15 protein-coding genes are annotated in these 19,074 nt (G+C 64.1%); 6 read left to right on the forward strand and 9 right to left on the reverse strand.

Annotation, left to right across the window (positions count from 1 at the left end; all coding sequences use genetic code 11):
• Positions 1 to 173 precede the first annotated feature (173 nt).
• From GPL20_RS16580 to GPL20_RS16620, 9 genes are all read right to left on the reverse strand, one after another.
• On the reverse strand, positions 174 to 1,403 hold the full coding sequence (locus tag GPL20_RS16580) for an ABC transporter substrate-binding protein (protein WP_157330588.1): 1,230 nt from the start codon (positions 1,401 to 1,403) through the stop codon (positions 174 to 176).
• 171 nt (positions 1,404 to 1,574) lie between these two features.
• A complete protein-coding gene (locus tag GPL20_RS16585; protein WP_157330589.1) occupies positions 1,575 to 2,804 on the reverse strand; it encodes an ABC transporter substrate-binding protein in 1,230 nt (409 codons plus the stop codon).
• A gap of 258 nt (positions 2,805 to 3,062) precedes the next feature.
• Positions 3,063 to 4,289 carry an ABC transporter substrate-binding protein gene (locus GPL20_RS16590; protein WP_157330590.1) on the reverse strand — a complete coding sequence of 409 codons (1,227 nt, stop codon included), beginning with the start codon at positions 4,287 to 4,289 and terminating at the stop codon, positions 3,063 to 3,065.
• Between the two features lie 119 nt (positions 4,290 to 4,408).
• On the reverse strand, positions 4,409 to 5,638 hold the full coding sequence (locus GPL20_RS16595; RefSeq protein WP_157330591.1) for an ABC transporter substrate-binding protein: 1,230 nt from the start codon (positions 5,636 to 5,638) through the stop codon (positions 4,409 to 4,411).
• Between the two features lie 39 nt (positions 5,639 to 5,677).
• Positions 5,678 to 6,694 (reverse strand): branched-chain amino acid ABC transporter permease, encoded by a 1,017-nt coding sequence (locus tag GPL20_RS16600; protein WP_157330592.1) that lies wholly within the window; start codon positions 6,692 to 6,694, stop codon positions 5,678 to 5,680.
• 2 nt (positions 6,695 to 6,696) lie between these two features.
• Entirely contained in the window at positions 6,697 to 7,575 is an 879-nt protein-coding gene (locus GPL20_RS16605; protein WP_157330593.1) for a branched-chain amino acid ABC transporter permease, read from the reverse strand.
• A 220-nt stretch (positions 7,576 to 7,795) separates the two neighbouring features.
• Positions 7,796 to 8,509 (reverse strand): ABC transporter ATP-binding protein, encoded by a 714-nt coding sequence (locus GPL20_RS16610; RefSeq protein WP_157330594.1) that lies wholly within the window; start codon positions 8,507 to 8,509, stop codon positions 7,796 to 7,798.
• Entirely contained in the window at positions 8,506 to 9,303 is a 798-nt protein-coding gene (locus GPL20_RS16615; protein WP_157330595.1) for an ABC transporter ATP-binding protein, read from the reverse strand. The genes GPL20_RS16610 and GPL20_RS16615 overlap by 4 nt, the downstream gene beginning before the upstream one ends.
• A 66-nt stretch (positions 9,304 to 9,369) precedes the next feature.
• Positions 9,370 to 10,236 (reverse strand): IclR family transcriptional regulator, encoded by an 867-nt coding sequence (locus tag GPL20_RS16620; protein WP_157330596.1) that lies wholly within the window; start codon positions 10,234 to 10,236, stop codon positions 9,370 to 9,372.
• Positions 10,237 to 10,367: 131 nt separating this feature from the next.
• Between GPL20_RS16620 and GPL20_RS16625 the strand changes: the two genes are divergently transcribed.
• The 6 genes from GPL20_RS16625 (at position 10,368) to GPL20_RS16650 (ending at position 19,060) form a co-directional block, all read left to right on the forward strand.
• Entirely contained in the window at positions 10,368 to 12,464 is a 2,097-nt protein-coding gene (locus GPL20_RS16625) for a 3-hydroxyacyl-CoA dehydrogenase NAD-binding domain-containing protein (RefSeq protein ID WP_254125284.1), read from the forward strand.
• Between the two features lie 159 nt (positions 12,465 to 12,623).
• Positions 12,624 to 14,306: a dicarboxylate--CoA ligase PimA gene (pimA, locus tag GPL20_RS16630; protein WP_157330597.1), complete on the forward strand. Its 1,683-nt coding sequence runs from the start codon at positions 12,624 to 12,626 to the stop codon at positions 14,304 to 14,306.
• Entirely contained in the window at positions 14,303 to 15,490 is a 1,188-nt protein-coding gene (locus GPL20_RS16635) for an acetyl-CoA C-acyltransferase (RefSeq protein WP_157330598.1), read from the forward strand. The genes pimA and GPL20_RS16635 overlap by 4 nt, the downstream gene beginning before the upstream one ends.
• Before the next feature lie 151 nt (positions 15,491 to 15,641).
• The gene (pimC, locus tag GPL20_RS16640) at positions 15,642 to 16,832 is read left to right on the forward strand and encodes a pimeloyl-CoA dehydrogenase large subunit (protein WP_157330599.1); all 1,191 of its coding nucleotides are present in this window, start codon (positions 15,642 to 15,644) and stop codon (positions 16,830 to 16,832) included.
• Positions 16,833 to 17,017: 185 nt separating this feature from the next.
• A complete protein-coding gene (gene pimD / locus GPL20_RS16645; protein ID WP_157330600.1) occupies positions 17,018 to 18,160 on the forward strand; it encodes a pimeloyl-CoA dehydrogenase small subunit in 1,143 nt (380 codons plus the stop codon).
• 126 nt (positions 18,161 to 18,286) lie between these two features.
• Entirely contained in the window at positions 18,287 to 19,060 is a 774-nt protein-coding gene (locus GPL20_RS16650) for an SDR family NAD(P)-dependent oxidoreductase (protein WP_157330601.1), read from the forward strand.
• Positions 19,061 to 19,074: the final 14 nt, after the last annotated feature.

Raw genomic sequence — 19,074 nt, forward strand, 5'->3', positions numbered from 1 at the left:
CAGACAGGAAAGATCGGCGGCAAGCGCGCCGCTCCCCTGCCTACCGCATCGGACGCCAAAGCGTAAGCGGCCTTTGCCACCATTCGATTGTGCAATCGCGTGATCATAATCGGCGCGCAAGCAAAAGCCCCCTGCGCGATCAGCGCAGGGGGCTTGTTGGTCACGTGAGGCGGCTAGCCGCCGACGTCGGCGCTGATCACGTCGCCGAACAGCTCCCATTTCTCGCCCTTGAACTTCTCCAGCTGGAGCTGGCTGATCGGCGCAAAGTCGTTCGACCCGGTGTTGATCTGGATGCCCGGCAGCAGCACCTCGGTGCGGAAGTTCTTCAGGCTCGCGGCCTGCTTCATGACGTTCTCACGCGTGAGATTGTCACCGCATTGTTTGAGGACCTGGACCACCGTCTGCGCGACGCCGTAGCCGACGATCGTGCCCTTGTCGAGCTTGTCGCCCTCGGGGAAGTACTTGTTCATGAAGGCCAGGAAATCCTTCATGCCGGGGTCGTTCGCCCACGCCGGATCCGCGGCGTCCTTGAGATAATCGGCGGAGATGATGTCCTGGCCGTTCTCGAAGCCGGCGGGCTTCATCACGCTGCCGACGTTGGCGGAGACGTTGTTGAGGAAGTGCAGCGGCTTCCAGCCGATCTCTGCGTTCTTCTTGATCGCCTGGGCCGCGAATTTCGGCGTGGTGATGTTCATGAAGACGTCGGCGCCGGTCGACTTCATCTTGACGATGTGGCTGTCGATGGTCGGCTCGGAGGTCTCGTAGCTCTCCTCGATCACGATCATCGCAGCGGCTTTGGAGCCGAGGCCGTCCTTCAGGCCCTTCAGGTAATCCTTGCCGTAATCGTCGTTCTGGTAGAGCACGGCGATCTTGGCGTCCGGCTTGTTCTTGAGCAGCCACTTGGCGTAGATCTGCGTCTCGCTCTGGTAGTTGGGCTGCCAGCCCATCGTCCACGCGAAGTTCTGCGGATCGTTCCACTTGGTGGCGCCGGTGGCGACGAACAGTTGCGGCACCTTCTTCGAGTTCATGTATTTCTGGATCGCCGAGTTCGGCGGCGTGCCGAGCGAGTTGAAGATGAACAGCACCTCGTCGCTCTCGACCAGCTTGCGTGCCTGCTCCACCGTCTTCGGCGGCGAATAGGCGTCGTCATAGCTGATGAAGTTGATCTTGCGGCCGTTGATGCCGCCCTCTTCGTTGATCTTCTTGAAATAGGCGGCCTCGGTCCGCCCGATGATGCCATAGGCGGAGGCCGGTCCGCTGTAGGGCATGATGTTGCCGATCTTGATCTCTGTATCGGTGGCGCCGGTATCGTATTTCTTCTGGGCCGATGCAGTGGAGGTCGTGGCCGCAAAGAGCGCGAGCGCCAGTGACGCGGCCGCAAGCTTGCCGGTGACAGCGGGCATTCCAATCTCCCTAATTTTCTTGGTGTGTGCGTCCCTTTTCTTGTCTTGATTGTTCTTGGTGACGCTGCCGTAATTCAATACGATTTGGTTGGCGCCTTCAACAAAAAGCCCCTGCGGCGACGCCGCAGGGGCTGCTTCTTTAGTAGTCATTAAGGGGCAAGGCCGCGCCTTTTAGCCGCCCACGTCGCTACTGAGGACGTCGCCGAACAGCTCCCAGCTTTCGCCCTTGAAGCGCATGAGTTGCACTTGGGACAGCGGCGCAAAGTCGGTGGGGCTGGTGTTAACCTTGATGCCCGGCAGCAGGCCGGCGGGCTCGAAGTCCCGGATGGAGGCTGCCTGCTTCATGACGTTGCCTCGCGTCAGATCGTCGCCGCATGCCTTCAATACATGCACGAGACCCTGGGCTACGATGTATCCGTACATCACCGCCGAATCCGTGCGGTTGGCTTCCGGATAGTACTTGTCGAGGAACTCGTTCCAGGCCTTCATCGCCGGATCGTTCTTCCATTGCGCATCGGTCGGATCCTTATAGTAGTTCGAGGAGATGATGCCCTGCGAGGCCTCGAAGCCGGCCGGCTTCATGACGCTGCCGATAGAAACCGAGACGTTGTTGAGGAAATGCATTGGCTTCCAGCCGATCTCATGCATCTTCTTGATCGTCTGAGCAGCAAATTTCGGCGTGGTGACGTCGAAGAACACGTCGGCATCCGTCGACTTCAGCTTGACGATGCTGGAGTCGATGGTCGGCTGCGCCACCTCGTAGCTCTCCTCGGCCACGATCATCGACGCCGCCTTGGCGCCCAGGCCGTCCTTCAGGCCCTTGACGTAGTCTTTGCCGTAGTCGTCGTTCTGATAGAGGATGGCTATCCTGGCGCCCGGCCTTTCCTTCAGAATGTACTTTGCATAGATGCGGGCTTCAGTCTGGTAGTTCGGCTGCCAGCCCATGGTCCACGGAAAATCTTTGGAATCGTCCCATTTGGTGGCGCCGGTGGCGACGAACAGTTGCGGCACCTTCTTCGAGTTCATGTATTTCTGGATCGCCGTGTTCGGCGGCGTGCCGAGCGAGTTGAAGATCAGAAACACCTCGTCGCTCTCGACGAGCTTGCGCGCCTGCTCCACCGTCTTCGGCGGCGAATAGGCGTCGTCATAGGAGACGAAGTTGATCTTGCGGCCGTTGACGCCGCCTTCGGCGTTGACCTTGCGGAAATAGGCCTCCTCGGTCTTGCCGATCACGCCGTAGGCGGAGGCCGGTCCGCTGTAGGGCATGATGTTGCCGATTTTGATTTCGGTATCGGATGCGCCGGTGTCGTATTTCTTCTGCGCGGACGCTGTCGTGGACAGCGTGGCGGCCAGCACGAGGGCGGCCGAGAGGGCCCCCAATCGCACATGCATTGCAGGCATTTTAATCTCCCTGGGCAGATTTGAATGTGTCGATTGTTCTTGGTTGGGGGCGATCGTTGCTTGTCGCTCCGGCCCACATTCAATACCGTTCCAGGCCGGCCAGCAAGGAGAACGCCCCGGCGGAGCCGTCGCAGCGAGGCGATCTTTTTTCGAGGGGATGTGGAATATTCCGGGGAGCGAGATGATGCGCTAGTCAGTCAGCTGCGCGGAGGTTGTCTCGTGAAATGCAGGCTATTTTGAATTGCGCGCCTGCGGTGCTCAGTGGCCGAGATCGCTCGAGATGATGTCGCCGAACAGCTCCCATTTCCGGCCCTTGAACCGCATCATCTGGAGCTGCTCGATCGGGGCGAAATTGTCCGGCGCGGTGTTGATCTTGATGCCGGGCAAAAGCGTGTCGGGTGCGAAATCCTTCAGGCTGGCAGCCTGCCTCATGACGTTCTCGCGGGTGAGGTCATCGCCGCACATTTGCAGCACCTTCACCATGGTCTGCGCGGCGGCATAGCCGAACACCACGCCGGCATCGAGCTTGTTGGCCTTGGGGTCGTACTGCGCGAGGAAATTATAGAACTTCTTCATGCCGTCGTCGGCGTTCCATTGCGGGTCGGAGCCATCCTTGGTGTAGCTCGCCGACAGGATGCCTTGCGAGATCTCGAAGCCCGCTGGCTCGATCACGCCGCCGACCGAGGCCGAGACGTTGGAGATGATGTGCATCGGATGCCAACCGATCTCCGCCGCCTTCTTGATCCCCTGCGCGGCGAATTTCGGGCTGGTGATGCTGATGAAGACGTCGGCGTCGGCGGCCTTCAGCTTCACGACGTGCTCGTCGATCGCCGGCTCGGAGGTGTCGTAGGGTTCTTGCAGCACGATCATCGCCGCCTTGGGACCCAAGCCGTCCTTCAGTCCCTTCAGATAGTCCTTGCCGAAATCGTCGTTCTGGTAGAGCACGCCGATCTTGGCGTCCGGCTTCTCCTTCATGATGTACTTGGCGTAGATGCGCGCCTCGCTGACGTAGCTCGGCTGCCAGCCCATGGACCACGGATATTGCTTGGGATCGTTCCACTTCGAGGCGCCGCTCGCCACGAACAATTGCGGCACCTTCTTCTCGTTCATGTATTTGCGGATCGCGCCGTTGGTCGAGGTGCCGAGCGAGCCGAAGATCAGCAATACGCCGTCGCTCTCGACCAGCTTGCGCGCCTGCTCCACCGTCTTCGGCGGCGAATAGCCGTCGTCATAGGAGATGAACTTGATCTTGCGGCCGCCGATGCCGCCCTCGGCGTTGATCTTGTTGAAATAGGCCTCCTCGGTCCTGCCGATCGCGGCATAGGCGGAGGCGGGGCCGCTATAGGGCATGATGTTGCCGATCTTGATCTCGGTATCGGACGCGCCGGTGTCGTATTTCTTTTGCGCCAGCGCCTCGCTGCTCATCGCAGTGCACAACGCGAATGCGGCCGAGAAGGCCACAACCTGAAAACGAACCGCAGTCATTGTTCTCCTGCCCCGAGTTGGATCGGCGCCGCATTGAACAAGATTGACGCCGGACGTCAACAAAAAGCCCCCGCGATCGTTCGCGGGGGCTTCATGAGTTGGACTAGTGCGTCAGCGTGTCACTCGGAGGGGACGTCGCCGCTGATGATCTCGCCGAACAGTTCCCACCTCTCGCCCTTGAAGCGCTGCATCTGGAGCTGCGCGATCGGGGCGAAGTCGGTGGCGCCGGTGTTGAGCTTGACGCCGGGCAGCATGGTGTCCGGCACGAAGTCCTTCAACGAGGCGGCCTGCTTCATGATGTTGGCGCGGGTGAGATCGTCACCAGACATTTCCAGCACCTTGGCCAGGGTCGACGCGGCGCCATAGCCGTAGACCATGCTGGTGTCGGACTTGTCGGCACCCGGCATGTACTTGTCGACGAACTCGTTCCACTTCTTCATGCCGGGGTCGTTGGCCCACTGCGGATCGGTCGAATCCTTGGCATAGGCCGCCGACAGCACGCCCTGCGCGTTCTCGAAGCCGGCCGGCTTCATCACGCTGCCGACCGAGATCGACACGTTGGTGAGGATCTGGAGCGGCTTCCAGCTGAGCTCGGCGGTCTTCTTGATGGTCTGGGCGGCGAACTTCGGCGTCGCATAGATCAGCAGCACGTCGGGATTGGCGGCCTTGATCTTGACGATGTGGCCGTCGATCGACGGCTCGGACACCTCGTAGCTCTCCTCCATGATGATCATGGACGAGCCCTTGGCGCCGAGGCCGTCCTTGGTGCCCTTGAGGTAGTCTTTGCCGAAATCGTCGTTCTGGTAGAGGATCGCGACCTTGGCGTCAGGCTTCTCCTTCATCAGCCATTTCGCGTAGATCTGCGCTTCGCTCTGGTAGGAGGGCTGCCAGCCGATGGTCCACGGGAAGTTCTTCGGATCGTTCCACTTGGTGGCGCCGGTGGCGACGAAGAGCTGCGGGATCTTCTTGGCGTTGAGATACTTCTGGATCGCCGTGTTCGAGGGCGTGCCGAGCGGGTTGAACACCGCCAGCACCTCGTCGCTCTCGACCAGCTTGCGGACCTGCTCGACGGCCTTCGGCGGCGAATAGCCGTCGTCATAGGTGACGAAGCTGATCTTGCGGCCGTTGATGCCGCCCTTGTCGTTGATCATCTTGAAATAGGCTTCCTCGGTCTTGCCGATGATGCCATAGGCCGACGCCGGACCGCTGTACGGCATGATGTTGCCGATCTTGATCTCGGTATCGGACGCGCCGGTGTCGTACTTCTTCTGGGCGAGTGCTGCGGTGGAGGCGAGGGTCGCGACCGCCGTCGCGAGCGCGGCGGTTCGCAGTGTTCTTCCGAAAAACAATTGGGTCTCCTTCTTCAATGAACGTCTTGGCGGGGGTTTTCAGTTCTTTCTGAGCTTGCCGGCGAGTTGCTGGCCGAAGATCGCGATCTGCCTTGCGCCATGCGGCACCAGGTAGATGACGAGGAACAGCAGCACGCCGAACACGGCGCCGGAGAGGCCCTTGGAGATGCTCTCCGCCATGTTCGGCACGAAGATGATGAAGGCCGCACCGACGAACGAGCCGGGCAGCCAGCCGACGCCGCCGACGACCATGCCGAGGAACAGCGAGATCGCGAGCGTGATGGTGTAGCTGTCGGGCGCGACGAACTGCACCGCGATGGCGCCGAGCGAACCGGCGATGCCGGTGATGGCGGCGGAGACGCCGAAGGCCAGCGTCTTGTAGAGCGCGACGTTGACGCCCATCGAAGAGGCCGCGATCTCGTTGTCGCGGATCGCCATGAAGGCGCGGCCGGAGCGGGAGCGCAACAGGTTCACGGAGAAGATGTAGATCGCGAGCGTGACGACGAGCGTGAAGTAGTACAGCCACATGTCCTGCGACATCGACAGGCCGAACGGAGCGTCCGGCTTGGTGACGACGAGGCCCTGCACGCCGCCGGTCCAGTGCTCGAGAAAGTTCAGCTTCAACAGCTGCGGCATCGCGGTGGCGAGCGCGAAGGTCGCAAGCGCGAGATAGACACCGGAGAGCCGCAGCGCCGGCTGCCCGAACAGGAAGCCGAAGCCGAAGCAGACCACGCCGGCGACCGGCAGCGTCAGCGCATAGTTGACGTTGAAATGCTCCATCAGCACCGCGGTCGTATAGGCGCCGACGGCGTAGAAGGCGCTCTGGCCGAGCGAGAACTGGCCGGAGCCGCCGGTCAGGATGTTCAGCGCCAGCACCGCGAGCCCGTAGATCAGGAGCATCGTCATCTGGAAGATGATGAAGTTCTTGACGAAGACGGGCGCGATCAGCAGCGCGGCCAGCACCACCAGCGAGGTGCCGGTGCCCAGCGTCATGGCCCGCTTCGGAACGGCCTCGACCGCCTGATGGCCTTCGGCGACTTCTTCTACTGCGCTCATGATCAAACTCGCTTGACGATGTGCCGGCCGAACAGACCAGCGGGTTTGACGACCAGGACGGAGATGATCAGCGCGAGCGCGATCGGGAGTTTCAGCTCGTTGCCGACGCCGGGGATGTAGGTGCCGGCGAGGTTCTCGAAGACGCCGACCAGGAAGCCGCCGACCACGGCGCCGAACGGGCTGGTCAGTCCGCCGAGCACCGCCGCGGCGAAGCCGTAGATCAGCACGCCGCCCATCATGTTGGGCTCGAGGAACACCACGGGCGCGATCAGCATGCCGGCGATCGAGCCGATCGCCGACGCCATGCCCCAGCCCAGCGCGATCATCCAGGAGGTGTTGATGCCGACGAGGCGCGCCGATTCGGGCACCGAGGCGGCCGCGCGCATGGCAAGGCCGATCCTGGTGTACTGGAAGAAGAAGTAGAGGCCGAGCAGCAGCAGCACGGTGACGCCGATCATGCCGGCCTGATGGGTCGAGATGAGCTGGCTGCCGAGGAACGGCGCGGAGCCGAACGGGGTCGGATACTGCTTGATGGTGAAGTCCCAGATCAGGCCCGCAGAGGAGTTGATGATGGCGAACAGCGCGATGAAGCCGGCGACGTTGGTCAGCACCGGCGCCTTCGTCAGCGGCTTGAACAGGATGCGCTCGATCGCGATGCCGGCGATGAACGAGAAGATCAGCGTGATCACGAAGGCGGCCCAATAGGGGATGCCCCATTGCATCAGCTGCCAGGAGATGAAGGTCGAGAACATCGCCATCTCGCCTTGCGCGAAGTTGAGATGGTCGATGGCCTGGTAGATCATGACCACGGCGAGCGCCATGCAGGCGTAGATCGCGCCCGTGGCGATCCCGGCCAGCACCTGGTTGGTGAAAAGCTCCATCGTGCCGGCTCCCTAAGACTTGCCCAATTTGGGCTGAACTGCGACGGCGTTGAAAGTCCACATCTCCCTTCGGGAGAGGTCGCGCCGAAGGCGCGGGTGAGGGGTTACGGTGTCAAGGTGGAGCTGCGGCCCCTCACCCGATTTGCTGCGCAAATCGACCTCTCCCCGCTGGGGAGAGGTGTACGGAACGTGTCGATAAATCTCGGCCATCATCCGCTCCTCAGTAGCCCAGATAGGATTTGCGGATTTCTTCGTTGTTCGCGATGTCCTTGGCGTTGCCCGACATCACGATGCGTCCGGTCTCGATGACATAGGCCTTGTCGGCGAGCTCGAGCGCGAGCTGGGCGTTCTGCTCGACCACCAGGATCGACACCTTGTCCTCGCGGTTGATCTTGCCGAGGATGCCGAACAGGTCGCGCACGACGAGCGGCGCGAGGCCGAAGGAGGGCTCGTCGAGCAGCATCAGCCGCGGCCGCAGCATCAGGGCGCGGGCGACCGCGAGCATCTGCTGCTCGCCGCCGGAGAGCGTGCCGGCCTGCTGGGTGTGGCGCTGCTTCAAGACCGGGAAATGCGCATACATGCGCTCGATGTCGGAGACGATGCCGGCGCCGTCCTTGCGGGTGATGGCCCCGAGCTGGAGGTTCTCCTCCACCGTCATGTTGGTGAAGGTGCCGCGGCCCTGCGGCACATGGGCGATGCCGAACCGCACGATGTTCTCGGTCGAGCGGTTGTTCAGCGGCTTGCCGTCGAACTCGATCGCGCCGGTCGAGCGCACCATGTTGCAGATCGCGCGCAGCGTCGTGGTCTTGCCGGCGCCGTTGGCGCCGAGCAGCGTCGTCAGCGAACCCTCGTTGAGCGAGAACGACAGGCCATGGAGCGCCTGGACCTGGCCGTAATAGGCGCGCAGGTCCTTGACGTTGAGCAGTGTCGTCATTGGTCCTTGCTCCCGAGATAGGCCTTGATGACGTCGGGGTCCGCCTGCACCTGGGCCGGCGTGCCTTCCGCGAGCTTCTTGCCGAAATTCAGCGCGACGACGTGGTCGGCGATCGACATCACGAGGCCCATGTGATGCTCGACCAGCAGCACGGTCATGTGGCGGTCGTCGCGGATGCGGCGGATGAGGTCGCCGAGCACATGGACTTCCTCGTGATTGAGGCCGCCGGCCGGCTCGTCGAGCAGCAGGATCTTCGGATCCGCCGCCAGCGCCCGCGCCAGCTCGACGCGCTTTTGCGTGCCGAAGGGCAGGCCGGAGACAGTGGTGTGGGCGACGTCCTCGAGGTCGAGATAGGCGAGGATCTCGTGCACCTTCTTGTTGACGCTGGTCTCGCTGCGCCGGACCCAGGCGAGTCTCAGGGAGTCGCTGATGATGTCGCTGGAGGTCTTCGAATGGGCGCCGACGCGGACGTTGTCCATCACCGAAAGGTTCGGAAACAGCGCCACGTTCTGGAAGGTGCGGCCGATGCCGATCTCGGCGATCCGGTGCGGCGGCCGCGACAGGATGCTCACGCCCTCCATCAGGATGTCGCCGGAGGACGGCTGATAGAGCCGCGAGAGGCAGTTGAAGAGTGTGGTCTTGCCGGCGCCGTTGGGGCCGATCAATCCGAGGATCTGGCCCTTGTGCATGTCAAAGGACACGCCGTTGAGCGCGATGATGCCGCCGAACACGACGCTGACGTCGCGAACTGCGAGCAGGGGCGATGTCCCCCGCGCGAGCTGTGCCTGCGTCATCTCGTCTCGCCCACGCGATTCAGTGGGCGAAGGGGCGATGCGAACCGCTCCCGGTGATGACAAAGGCTATCTGAATCCCTCGGCCACACGCGCAACTTTTCCTCCTGATTTCAGCTTTTTGCTGACGTCTTTTTTTGAATGCGGCATCAGACCCCCGAGTGCCGCTTCGATGTTCCTTACCATCGCGAGCAGACGCGGTCCAATGTCGTTGATCAAACGCTCTTCCGTGAAGCGGAATGCGGGTGCGCCGCAATTGAATGCGTAGGGGCCGGTTCCGTCATTGAGCTTGAGCGCGACGCCGGCGGCGCCGATGTCGTCGTGCCAGTCGCCGACCGAAATCGCAAAGCCGTATTTCGCGACGGTCTCGCCGGAACGTTCCAATCCATCGCGCATCTTCGGCCAGCGGCTGCCGTAATGTTCGCGCAGAATGCGGGACACTTCGGCGCGGCCGTCGTCGTCGAGCGCCCAGAAATAGGCGCGGCCCATCGCACTGGTTGCAATCGGCACGCGGGAGCCGACGTCAAGTTGAACGCCGACCGTCTCGCTGCCGCGGCTCTGCCCGAAATAGATCATGCTGTGGCGGTCGCGGCCGCCGACGGCGACGGCGCCGCCGGTCGCGCGCATCACTTCCTCGCGGAACGGTTCGGACAAATGCCGAACGCCGAGATTGGCGAGCGCGGCGTAGCCGAGCGACATCGCGGCGGGCGCGAGCTGATACTTCTCGAAGCGGGGAACCGGCGTCAGATAACCGAGCTTCGTCAACGTATATGTCAGCCGCGACACCGTCGGCTTGGGCAGGTTGGTCCGCGCCGCGATCTCCTGATTGCCGAGAAGGCCGTCATTGGGTTGGAATGCGCGCAATACGTCCAGTCCGCGGGAAAGCGCGACGACGAAATTCCGATCGGTCGCAGTCTTCTTTCCTGTACGCTTCATCCCTGATCTGCTTCTTGCGCGGAGTCGTTGACAACGTCCGTGCTTCAAAATAACCCTGCCGTCAAGATGCGGAATTAAATTCCGCACCGCGAAATCGAATAAAAGTAAATCCCCACCAAGGAGGGAACACCGTGAGCGAAGTGGTCAAGCTTGAGCGTCATGACGAAGTCGGGATCGTCACGGTCGACAGCCCTCCGGTCAATGCGCTGAGTGCCGCAGTCCGCGGCGGCATCTTCGAGTGCATCAAGGCCGCGATCGCCGATCCCGCGATCAAGGGCATCGTTCTGACCTGCGCCGGCCGCACCTTCATTGCCGGTGCCGACATCACCGAATTCGGCAAGCCGCCGAAGCCGCCCGCCCTCAACGACGTGCTGTCCGAGATCGAGAACTCGCCGAAGCCGGTCGTTGCTGCGATCCATGGCACCGCGCTCGGCGGCGGCCTCGAGGTCGCGCTCGCCTGTCATTTCCGCGTCGCGGTGAAAGAGGCAAAGCTCGGCCTGCCCGAGGTGAAGCTCGGCCTGTTGCCGGGTGCCGGCGGCACCCAGCGCCTGCCGCGTGCCGTGGGACCTGAGCTTGCGGTGAAGATGATCGTCGGCGGCGATCCGATCGGTGCGGCGGAAGCGCTGAAGAACGGCCTGATCGAGGAGATCGTCGAAGGCCCGGCCTCGGGTGGCGAAGCCTTCGTGCGCAAGCTGCTGGCCGAGAAGCGTCCGCTGCGCCGCCTGCGCGACGACGATTCCAAGATCGCGGCGGCCAAGGCCGACCGCTCGATCTTCACCAATGCCGTTGCCGCCATGACCAAGAAGTCGCGCGGCCTGGAGGCGCCGTTCGCGGCGGCCGACGCGGTGGGCTATGCCATCGACCTGCCGTTCGACGAAGGCCTGAAGAAGGAGCGCGAGGGCTTCTTGAAGCTCGTCGCCAGCGACCAGTCCAAGGCGCAGCGCTACGCCTTCTTCGCTGAACGCGAGGCTGCCAAGATCGCGGGCGTCCCCGAGGGCACCAAGTCGCGCGCCGTCAACCGCGTCGCCATCCTCGGCGCCGGCACCATGGGCGGCGGCATCGCGATGTCCTTTGCCAATGCCGGCGTTCCCGTCACCCTGATCGAGACCGGCGAGGAGCAGCTCAAGCGCGGCATGGGCATCATGCAGAAGAACTGGGAAGCGACCGCGGCGCGCGGTGGCATCCCGGCCGATGCCCCGGCCAAGCGCATGGCGCTGATCAACGGCGTCGTCGGCATCGAGAATGTCGGCGATGCCGACCTCGTCATCGAGGCCGTGTTCGAGACCATGGCTGTGAAGAAGGAAGTGTTCGGCAAGCTCGACCAGTTCGCCAAGCCCGGCGCCGTGCTCGCCTCCAACACCTCGTATCTGAACATCGACGAGATCGCGAAGTCGACCAAGCGTCCGCAGGACGTGCTCGGCATGCACTTCTTCTCGCCGGCCAACGTCATGAAGCTGTGCGAGATCGTGCGCGCCGACAAGACCGCGCCGGATGCGCTGGTCACCGCCGTCACCATCGCGCGCAAGATCGCCAAGGTGCCGGCCGTGGTTGGCGTCTGCGACGGCTTCGTCGGCAACCGCATGCTGGCGCAGCGCGGCAAGCAGTCCGAGAAGCTGCTGTTCGAAGGCGCGCTGCCGCAGCAGGTCGATGCCGTGGTGACGAAATTCGGCATGCCGATGGGGCCGTTCGCGATGGGCGACCTCGCCGGCCTCGACATCGGCTGGCGTTCGCGCAAGGACCGCGGCATCAAGTCGGAGATCGCCGACGCCCTCTGCGAAGCTGGCCGTTTCGGCCAGAAGACCGGCAAGGGCTACTACAAGTACGAAGCCGGCTCCCGCGCGCCGCTGCCCGATCCGGAGGTCGAGAAGCTGATCGACGAGACGCTGCTGCGTCTGGGCCGCAAGAAGCGCGCCGTCAGCGACGAGGAGATCCTCGAGCGCATGATGTATCCGATGATCAACGAGGGCGCGAAGATTCTCGAAGAGGGCATAGCGGCGCGCCCCTCCGACATCGACGTGGTCTGGCTCTATGGCTATGGCTGGCCGATCTACCGCGGCGGCCCGATGTTCTGGGCCGACACGGTCGGCCTCAAGCACATCGCCGATCGCCTGGCCTTCTACGCCAAGGAGACCAACGACCCCAGCCTCGAGCCCGCCCCGCTGCTGAGGAAGCTCGCGGCGGAGGGCAAGACGTTCGCCTCGCTGGCGGCTGCGTCGAAGGCGGCGTGATGGCCGGTTCGTCTCAACCCTCGTCATTCCGGGATGCGCCGCAAGGCGCAGGCCCGGAATCCATAACCCCGGCTGGTGGTTATGGATTCCGGGCTCGCGACTTCGTCGCGCCCCGGAATGACGGTCTCTGTTAGTTGCTGGCTCAATCAACTCAGAATAATGACCCATCCCGGCGAACAGTTTTATCCCGAGGGCGTGCGGTGGGACGACGCCATCGTCCAGGGCACGCTCCCGGACCTCTTGTCGAAAGCCGCCGCCGATTACGGTCCACGCACCGCGCTGGAATTCCGCGACCGGCCGATCACCTACACCGCGCTCGCCGCGATGGCCGAGCGCGCTGCGGCGGCGTTCCTGCGCGCCGGCTGCGGCAAGAACAGCTCTGTCGCGCTGTTCCTCGGCAACACGCCGGACCATCCCGTCAATTTCTTCGGCGCGCTGAAGGCCGGCGCCCGCGTCGCGCATCTCTCCCCGCTCGACGGCGAGATCGCGCTGACGCACAAGGTCTCCGACTCCGGCTCGCGCCTGCTCGTCACCTCCAACCTCGCCGCGCTGCTGCCGACCGCGCTGAAGTTCCTGGAGAAGGGGCTGATCGACCGCCTCGTCGTCTGCGAGGACGACGATTGGGGCAAGGTCGGCACGCCGCAGGCTGCGATCCCCGGTGATCCCCGCATCGTCACCTTCAAGACCTTCGTCGAGGGCGCAACCGCGCCGGCGGAGTGGCCGAACGTTGCGGCCGATGACGTCGCGCTGCTGCAATATACCGGCGGCACCACCGGCCTGCCCAAGGGCGCGATGCTGACGCACGGCAATCTCACCTCGGCGGTGTCGATCTACGACGTCTGGGGCAAGCCGGCGCGCGCCGCGCGTGGCGGTGTCGTCGAGCGCGTGATCTGCGTGCTGCCGCTGTTCCACATCTACGCGCTCACCGTCGTGCTGCTGTCCTCGCTCCGCCGCGGCAACCTGATCTCGCTGCATCAGCGTTTCGATGTCGAAGCCGTGATGCGCGACATCGAGGTCAAGCGCGCGACCTATTTCCCGGGCGTGCCGACGATGTGGATCGCGATCGCCGCGCTGCCCGATCTGGACAAGCGGGACTTCTCCGCGCTCGCCACCATCGGCTCCGGCGGCGCGCCGCTGCCGGTGGAGATCGCGAACTTCTTCGAGCGCAAGGTCGGCAAGAAGCTGCGCAGCGGCTGGGGCATGACCGAGACCTGCTCGCCCGGCACCGGCCATCCGCCGACGGGACCGGACAAGCCCGGCTCGATCGGCCTGATGCTGCCCGGCATCGAGCTCGACGTGGTCGCGCTGGACGACCCGAGACGCGTGCTGCCGCCGGGCGAAGTCGGCGAGATCCGCATCAAGGGCCCGAACGTCACCAAGGGCTACTGGAACAAGCCGGAGGGATCCACTGACGCCTTCGTCGAGCGTCGCTTCCTCACCGGCGACATCGGCTACCTGGATACGGACGGCTATTTCTTCCTGGTCGACCGCAAGAAGGACATGATCATCTCCGGCGGCTTCAACGTCTATCCGCAGATGATCGAGCAGGCGATCTACACCATTGCCGGCGTGCACGAGGTGATCGTGCTCGGCATCCCCGACCAGTATCGCGGCGAGGCGGCGAAGGCCTTCATCAAGCTGAGGCCCGACGCAAAGCCGTTCTCGCTCGACGAGCTGCGTGCGCAGCTCGCCGGCAAGCTCGGCAAGCACGAATTGCCGGCCGAGGTCGCGTTCGTTGACGATCTGCCGCGCACGCCGGTCGGAAAGCTGTCGCGCCACGAATTGCGCCAGCAGCAGAAATCGCCACAATCCACTCAAACTGCATCAGGAGGTCGCTCTTGACCGACGCCGTCATCGTTTCCACCGCCCGCACCCCGATCGGCAAGGCCTATCGCGGCATGCTCAACGCCACCGAGGGCGCAACGCTGCTCGGTCACGCCATCGGCGAGGCCGTCGCGCGCGCCAAGGTAGACCCGAAGGAGATCGAGGACGTCGTGATGGGCGCAGCCCTCCAGCAGGGCGCGACCGGCGGCAACATCGCGCGCAAGGCACTGCTGCGCGCCGGCCTGCCCGTCACCGTCGCCGGCACCACCATCGACCGGCAATGCGCTTCGGGCCTCCAGGCCATCGCGCTTGCCGCGCGCTCGGTGATCTTCGACGGCGTCGAGATCGCGGTCGGCGGCGGCGGCGAATCGATCAGCCTCGTGCAGAACGACAAGATGAACGGCTTCCACGCCCAGGATCCGGCGCTGCTCAAGATCAAGGGCGAGGTCTACATGCCCATGATCGACACGGCCGAGGTCGTCGCCAAGCGCTACGGCATCTCGCGCGAGAAGCAGGACGAATATTCGCTGGAGAGCCAGCGCCGCACCGCGGCCGCGCAGCAGGGCGGCAAGTTCAAGGACGAGCTCGCGCCGATCACCACGCAGATGGCGGTGACCGACAAGGCGACCGGTGCCGTGTCGATGAAGGAGGTCACGCTGTCGCAGGACGAGGGCCCGCGCCCCGAGACGACCGCCGAAGGTCTCGCCGGCCTCAAGCCAGTGCGCGGCGAAGGCTTTTCGATCACCGCCGGCAATGCCAGCCAGCTCTCCGACGGCGCCAGCGCCTCCGTCATCATGAGCGACAAGGAAGCCTCCAAGCGTGGCCTCAAGCCGCTCGGCATCTTCCGCGGCTTCGTCTCGGCCGGCTGCGAGCCGGACGAGATGGGCATCGGCCCGGTGTTCGCCGTGCCGCGCCTGCTCAAGCGCCATGGCCTCACCGTCGACGACATCGGCCTGTGGGAGCTCAATGAAGCCTTCGCGGTGCAGGTGCTGTATTGCCGCGACAAGCTCGGCATCGACCCCGAGAAGATCAACGTCAATGGCGGCGCGATCTCGGTCGGCCACCCCTACGGCATGTCGGGCGCGCGCCTCACCGGCCACGCCCTGATCGAGGGACGCCGCCGCAAGGCCAAGTACGCGGTCGTCACCATGTGCGTCGGCGGCGGCATGGGCGCCGCCGGGTTGTTCGAGGTGTTGCAGTAATCTCGTTCGTCATTCCGGGGCGCCGCAAAGCGGCGAGCCCGGAATCCATAACCACGAATCGGGGATATGGATTCCGGGCCTGCGCCTTACAGCGCATCCCGGAATGACGGCGGGACTTGGTAACAATAAAATCCGTTCACAGGAGGATCCGATGGATCTCGCATTCACGAAGGAAGAGCAGGCGTTTCGCGAGGAAGTGCGGCAGTTCTTCCGCGACAACGTGCCGCCGGAGACGCGGCGCAAGCTGGTCGAGGGCCGTCATCTCTCGAAGGACGAGATGGTGACGTGGTGGCGCATCCTCAACAAGAAGGGCTGGGGCGTCAGCCACTGGCCGACGCAGTATGGCGGCACGGGCTGGACAAGCGTGCAGCACTACATCTTCAACGAGGAGCTGCAGTCCTATCCGGCGCCGCAGCCGCTCGCCTTCGGCGTCAGCATGGTCGGCCCGGTGATCTACACTTTCGGCAACGAGGAGCAGAAGAAGAAGTACCTGCCGCGCATCGCCAATGTCGACGACTGGTGGTGCCAGGGCTTCTCCGAGCCCGGCTCCGGCTCCGACCTCGCTTCGCTGAAGACCAAGGCCGAGCGCAAGGGCGACAAGTGGATCATCAACGGCCAGAAGACCTGGACCACGCTCGCCCAGCACGCCGACATGATCTTCTGCCTCTGCCGCACCGACGCCAGCGCCAAGAAGCAGATGGGCATCTCCTTCATCGTGTTCTCGATGAAGTCGAAGGGCGTCACCGTGCGTCCGATCCAGACCATCGACGGCGGCGTCGAGGTCAACGAGGTCTTCTTCGACGACGTCGAGGTGCCCTACGAGAACCTGATCGGCGAGGAGAACAAGGGCTGGGATTACGCCAAATTCCTGCTCGGCAATGAGCGCACCGGCATCGCCCGCGTCGGCGTCTCCAAGGAGCGCATCCGCCGCATCAGGGATCTCGCCTCCAAGGTCGAGTCCGCGGGCCGTCCGATCATCCAGGATCCCGCCTTCCGCGAGAAGCTGGCGGCCTGCGAGATCGAGCTGAAGGCGCTCGAGCTGACGCAGCTCCGCGTCGTCGCCGACGAGGGCAAGCACGGCAAGGGCAAGCCCAATCCGGCCTCCTCGGTGCTGAAGATCAAGGGTTCCGAGATCCAGCAGACCACCACCGAGCTGCTCATGGAAGTGATCGGCCCGTTCGCCGCGCCTTACGACGTGCACGGCGACGACGGCTCGAACGAAGCCATGGACTGGACCGCCCAGATCGCGCCGAGCTACTTCAACAACCGCAAGGTCTCGATCTACGGCGGCTCCAACGAGATCCAGCGCAACATCATCGCCAAGGCGGTGCTGGGGCTGTGATCTGCTCCCTCTCCGCGGAGGCGGGGAGGGCAATTCTCTCACCGTCATTCCGGGGCGCGACGAAGTCGCGAGCCCGGAATCCATCGGGCCGCACGTTCAACGGCGAAATGGATTCCGGGCCTGGCCCTTCGGGGCCATCCCGGAATGACGAAGCCAAATAGTCCGGGTACGAGGAAGCAAAGAACATGGATTTTGACCTGAACGAGGAGCAGCGGCTTCTCAAGGAAAGCATCGACGGCCTGCTGACCGATGCCTACGATTTCGAGCAGCGCAAGAAGTACATGAAGGAGAAGGGCGGCTGGAGCAAAACGGTCTGGCTCAAGCTCGCCGAGCAGGGCCTGCTCGGCCTGCCGTTCAGCGAGGCCGATGGCGGCTTCGGCGGCGGCGGCGTCGAGACCATGATCGTGATGGAAGCGCTCGGCAAGGCGCTGGTGCTCGAGCCTTATCTCGCAACCGTCGTGATCGGCGGCGGCTTCCTGCGCCATGCCGGCACCGACGCGCAGAAGGCCGCGCATCTGCCGGGCATCATCGACGGCAGCAAGACGCTGGCCTTCGCCCAGCTCGAGAAGAACTCGCGCTACGATCTCTTCGACGTCACCACGACGGCGAAGAAGAAGGGCGACGGCTGGATCATCGACGGCGAGAAGTTCGTCGTGCTCAACGGCGAGAATGCCGACACGCTCGTCGTCACCGCGCGCACCAGGGGCGAGCGTCGCGATCAGGGCGGCATCGGCGTATTCCTGGTGCCGGCCAATGCCAAGGGCGTCGGCAGGAAGGGCTACCCGACCCAGGACGGCCTGCACGCCGCCGACGTCACCTTCACCGGCGTCGAGCTCGGCGCCGATGCCGCGATCGGCAATCCCGAGGACTCGCTCGCGCTGATCGAGCGCGTCGTCGACGAGGCGCGCGTCGCGCTCTGCGCCGAAGCCGTCGGGTTGATGGACGAATCGCTCAAGACCACGGTCGAGTACATCAAGACGCGAAAACAGTTCGGCGTCGCGATCGGCTCGTTCCAGTCGCTGCAGCACCGCGCCTCCGACATGTTCGTCGCCGCCGAGCAGGCGCGATCGATGTCGATGTTCGCGACCATGGCGAACGACTTCGAGAACGCCAAGGAGCGTTCCAACGCCATCGCCGCGGCCAAGGTGCAGATCGGCAAGTCGCTGAAATTCGTCGGCCAGCAGTCGATCCAGCTCCATGGCGGCATCGGCATGACCATGGAGGCGAAGATCGGCCACTACTTCAAGCGCCTCACCATGATCGAGAACACCTTCGGCGACACCGAGTACCACCAGCGCCGTGTCGCCGATGCGGGCGGGCTGATCTGACGACTTGGCGTCATTCCGGGGCGCGCAAAGCGCGATCCCGGAATCTCGCGCCACAATCTCTGGATTCCGGGTTCACGCGCTATCGCGCGCGCCCCGGAATGACGAAGAAGACGGAGCCCAACAACAATGAAAAACACCCCGTTCGATCTCACCGGCAAGGTCGCCGTGGTCACCGGCTCCAGCCGCGGCATCGGCCGCTCCTCCGCCGAGCTGCTGGCAAAGCTCGGCGCCAAGGTCGTGGTGTCCTCGCGGAAAGCGGACGCCTGCAAGGAGGTTGCCGACGGCATCAACGCTTCCGGCGGCGATGCCATCGTCATCCCCTGCAACATCGCGCGCAAGGCCGAGGTCGAGGCGCTGATCGCAGGCGCGACCAAACATTACGGCAAGATCGACATCCTCGTCTGCAACGCGGCGGTGAACCCGTATTACGGCCCGCTGCTCGACATCACGGACGAGGCCTTCGACAAGATCATGGGCTCGAACGTCAAGAGCAACATCTGGCTCTCTGCGCTGGCGATCCCGCGGATGGCCGAGCGCGGCAGCGGCTCGGTCGTCATCATCTCCTCGATCGGAGGCCTGCGCGGCTCCACCGTGATCGGCGCCTACGGCATCTCGAAGGCCGCCGACTTCGCGCTGTGCCGCTCGCTTGCCGGCGAATGGGGCCCGAAGGGCGTCCGCGTCAACTGCATCGCGCCCGGCCTCGTCAAGACCGATTTCGCCCGTGCGCTGTGGGAAGACGAAGCCATGCTCAAGCGCCGCACCGCAACCACGCCGCTCCGCCGCATCGGCGAGCCCGACGAGATCGCCGGCGCCGTCGCCTACCTCGCCTCGGATGCGTCGAGCTTCATGACCGGCCAGACCATCGTCATCGACGGCGGCGTCACCACGGCGGCGGTGTAGGCGCCGCCCGTTCG

It is taken from the genome of Bradyrhizobium cajani (assembly GCF_009759665.1).
Taxonomy (GTDB): Bacteria; Pseudomonadota; Alphaproteobacteria; order Rhizobiales; family Xanthobacteraceae; genus Bradyrhizobium; species Bradyrhizobium cajani.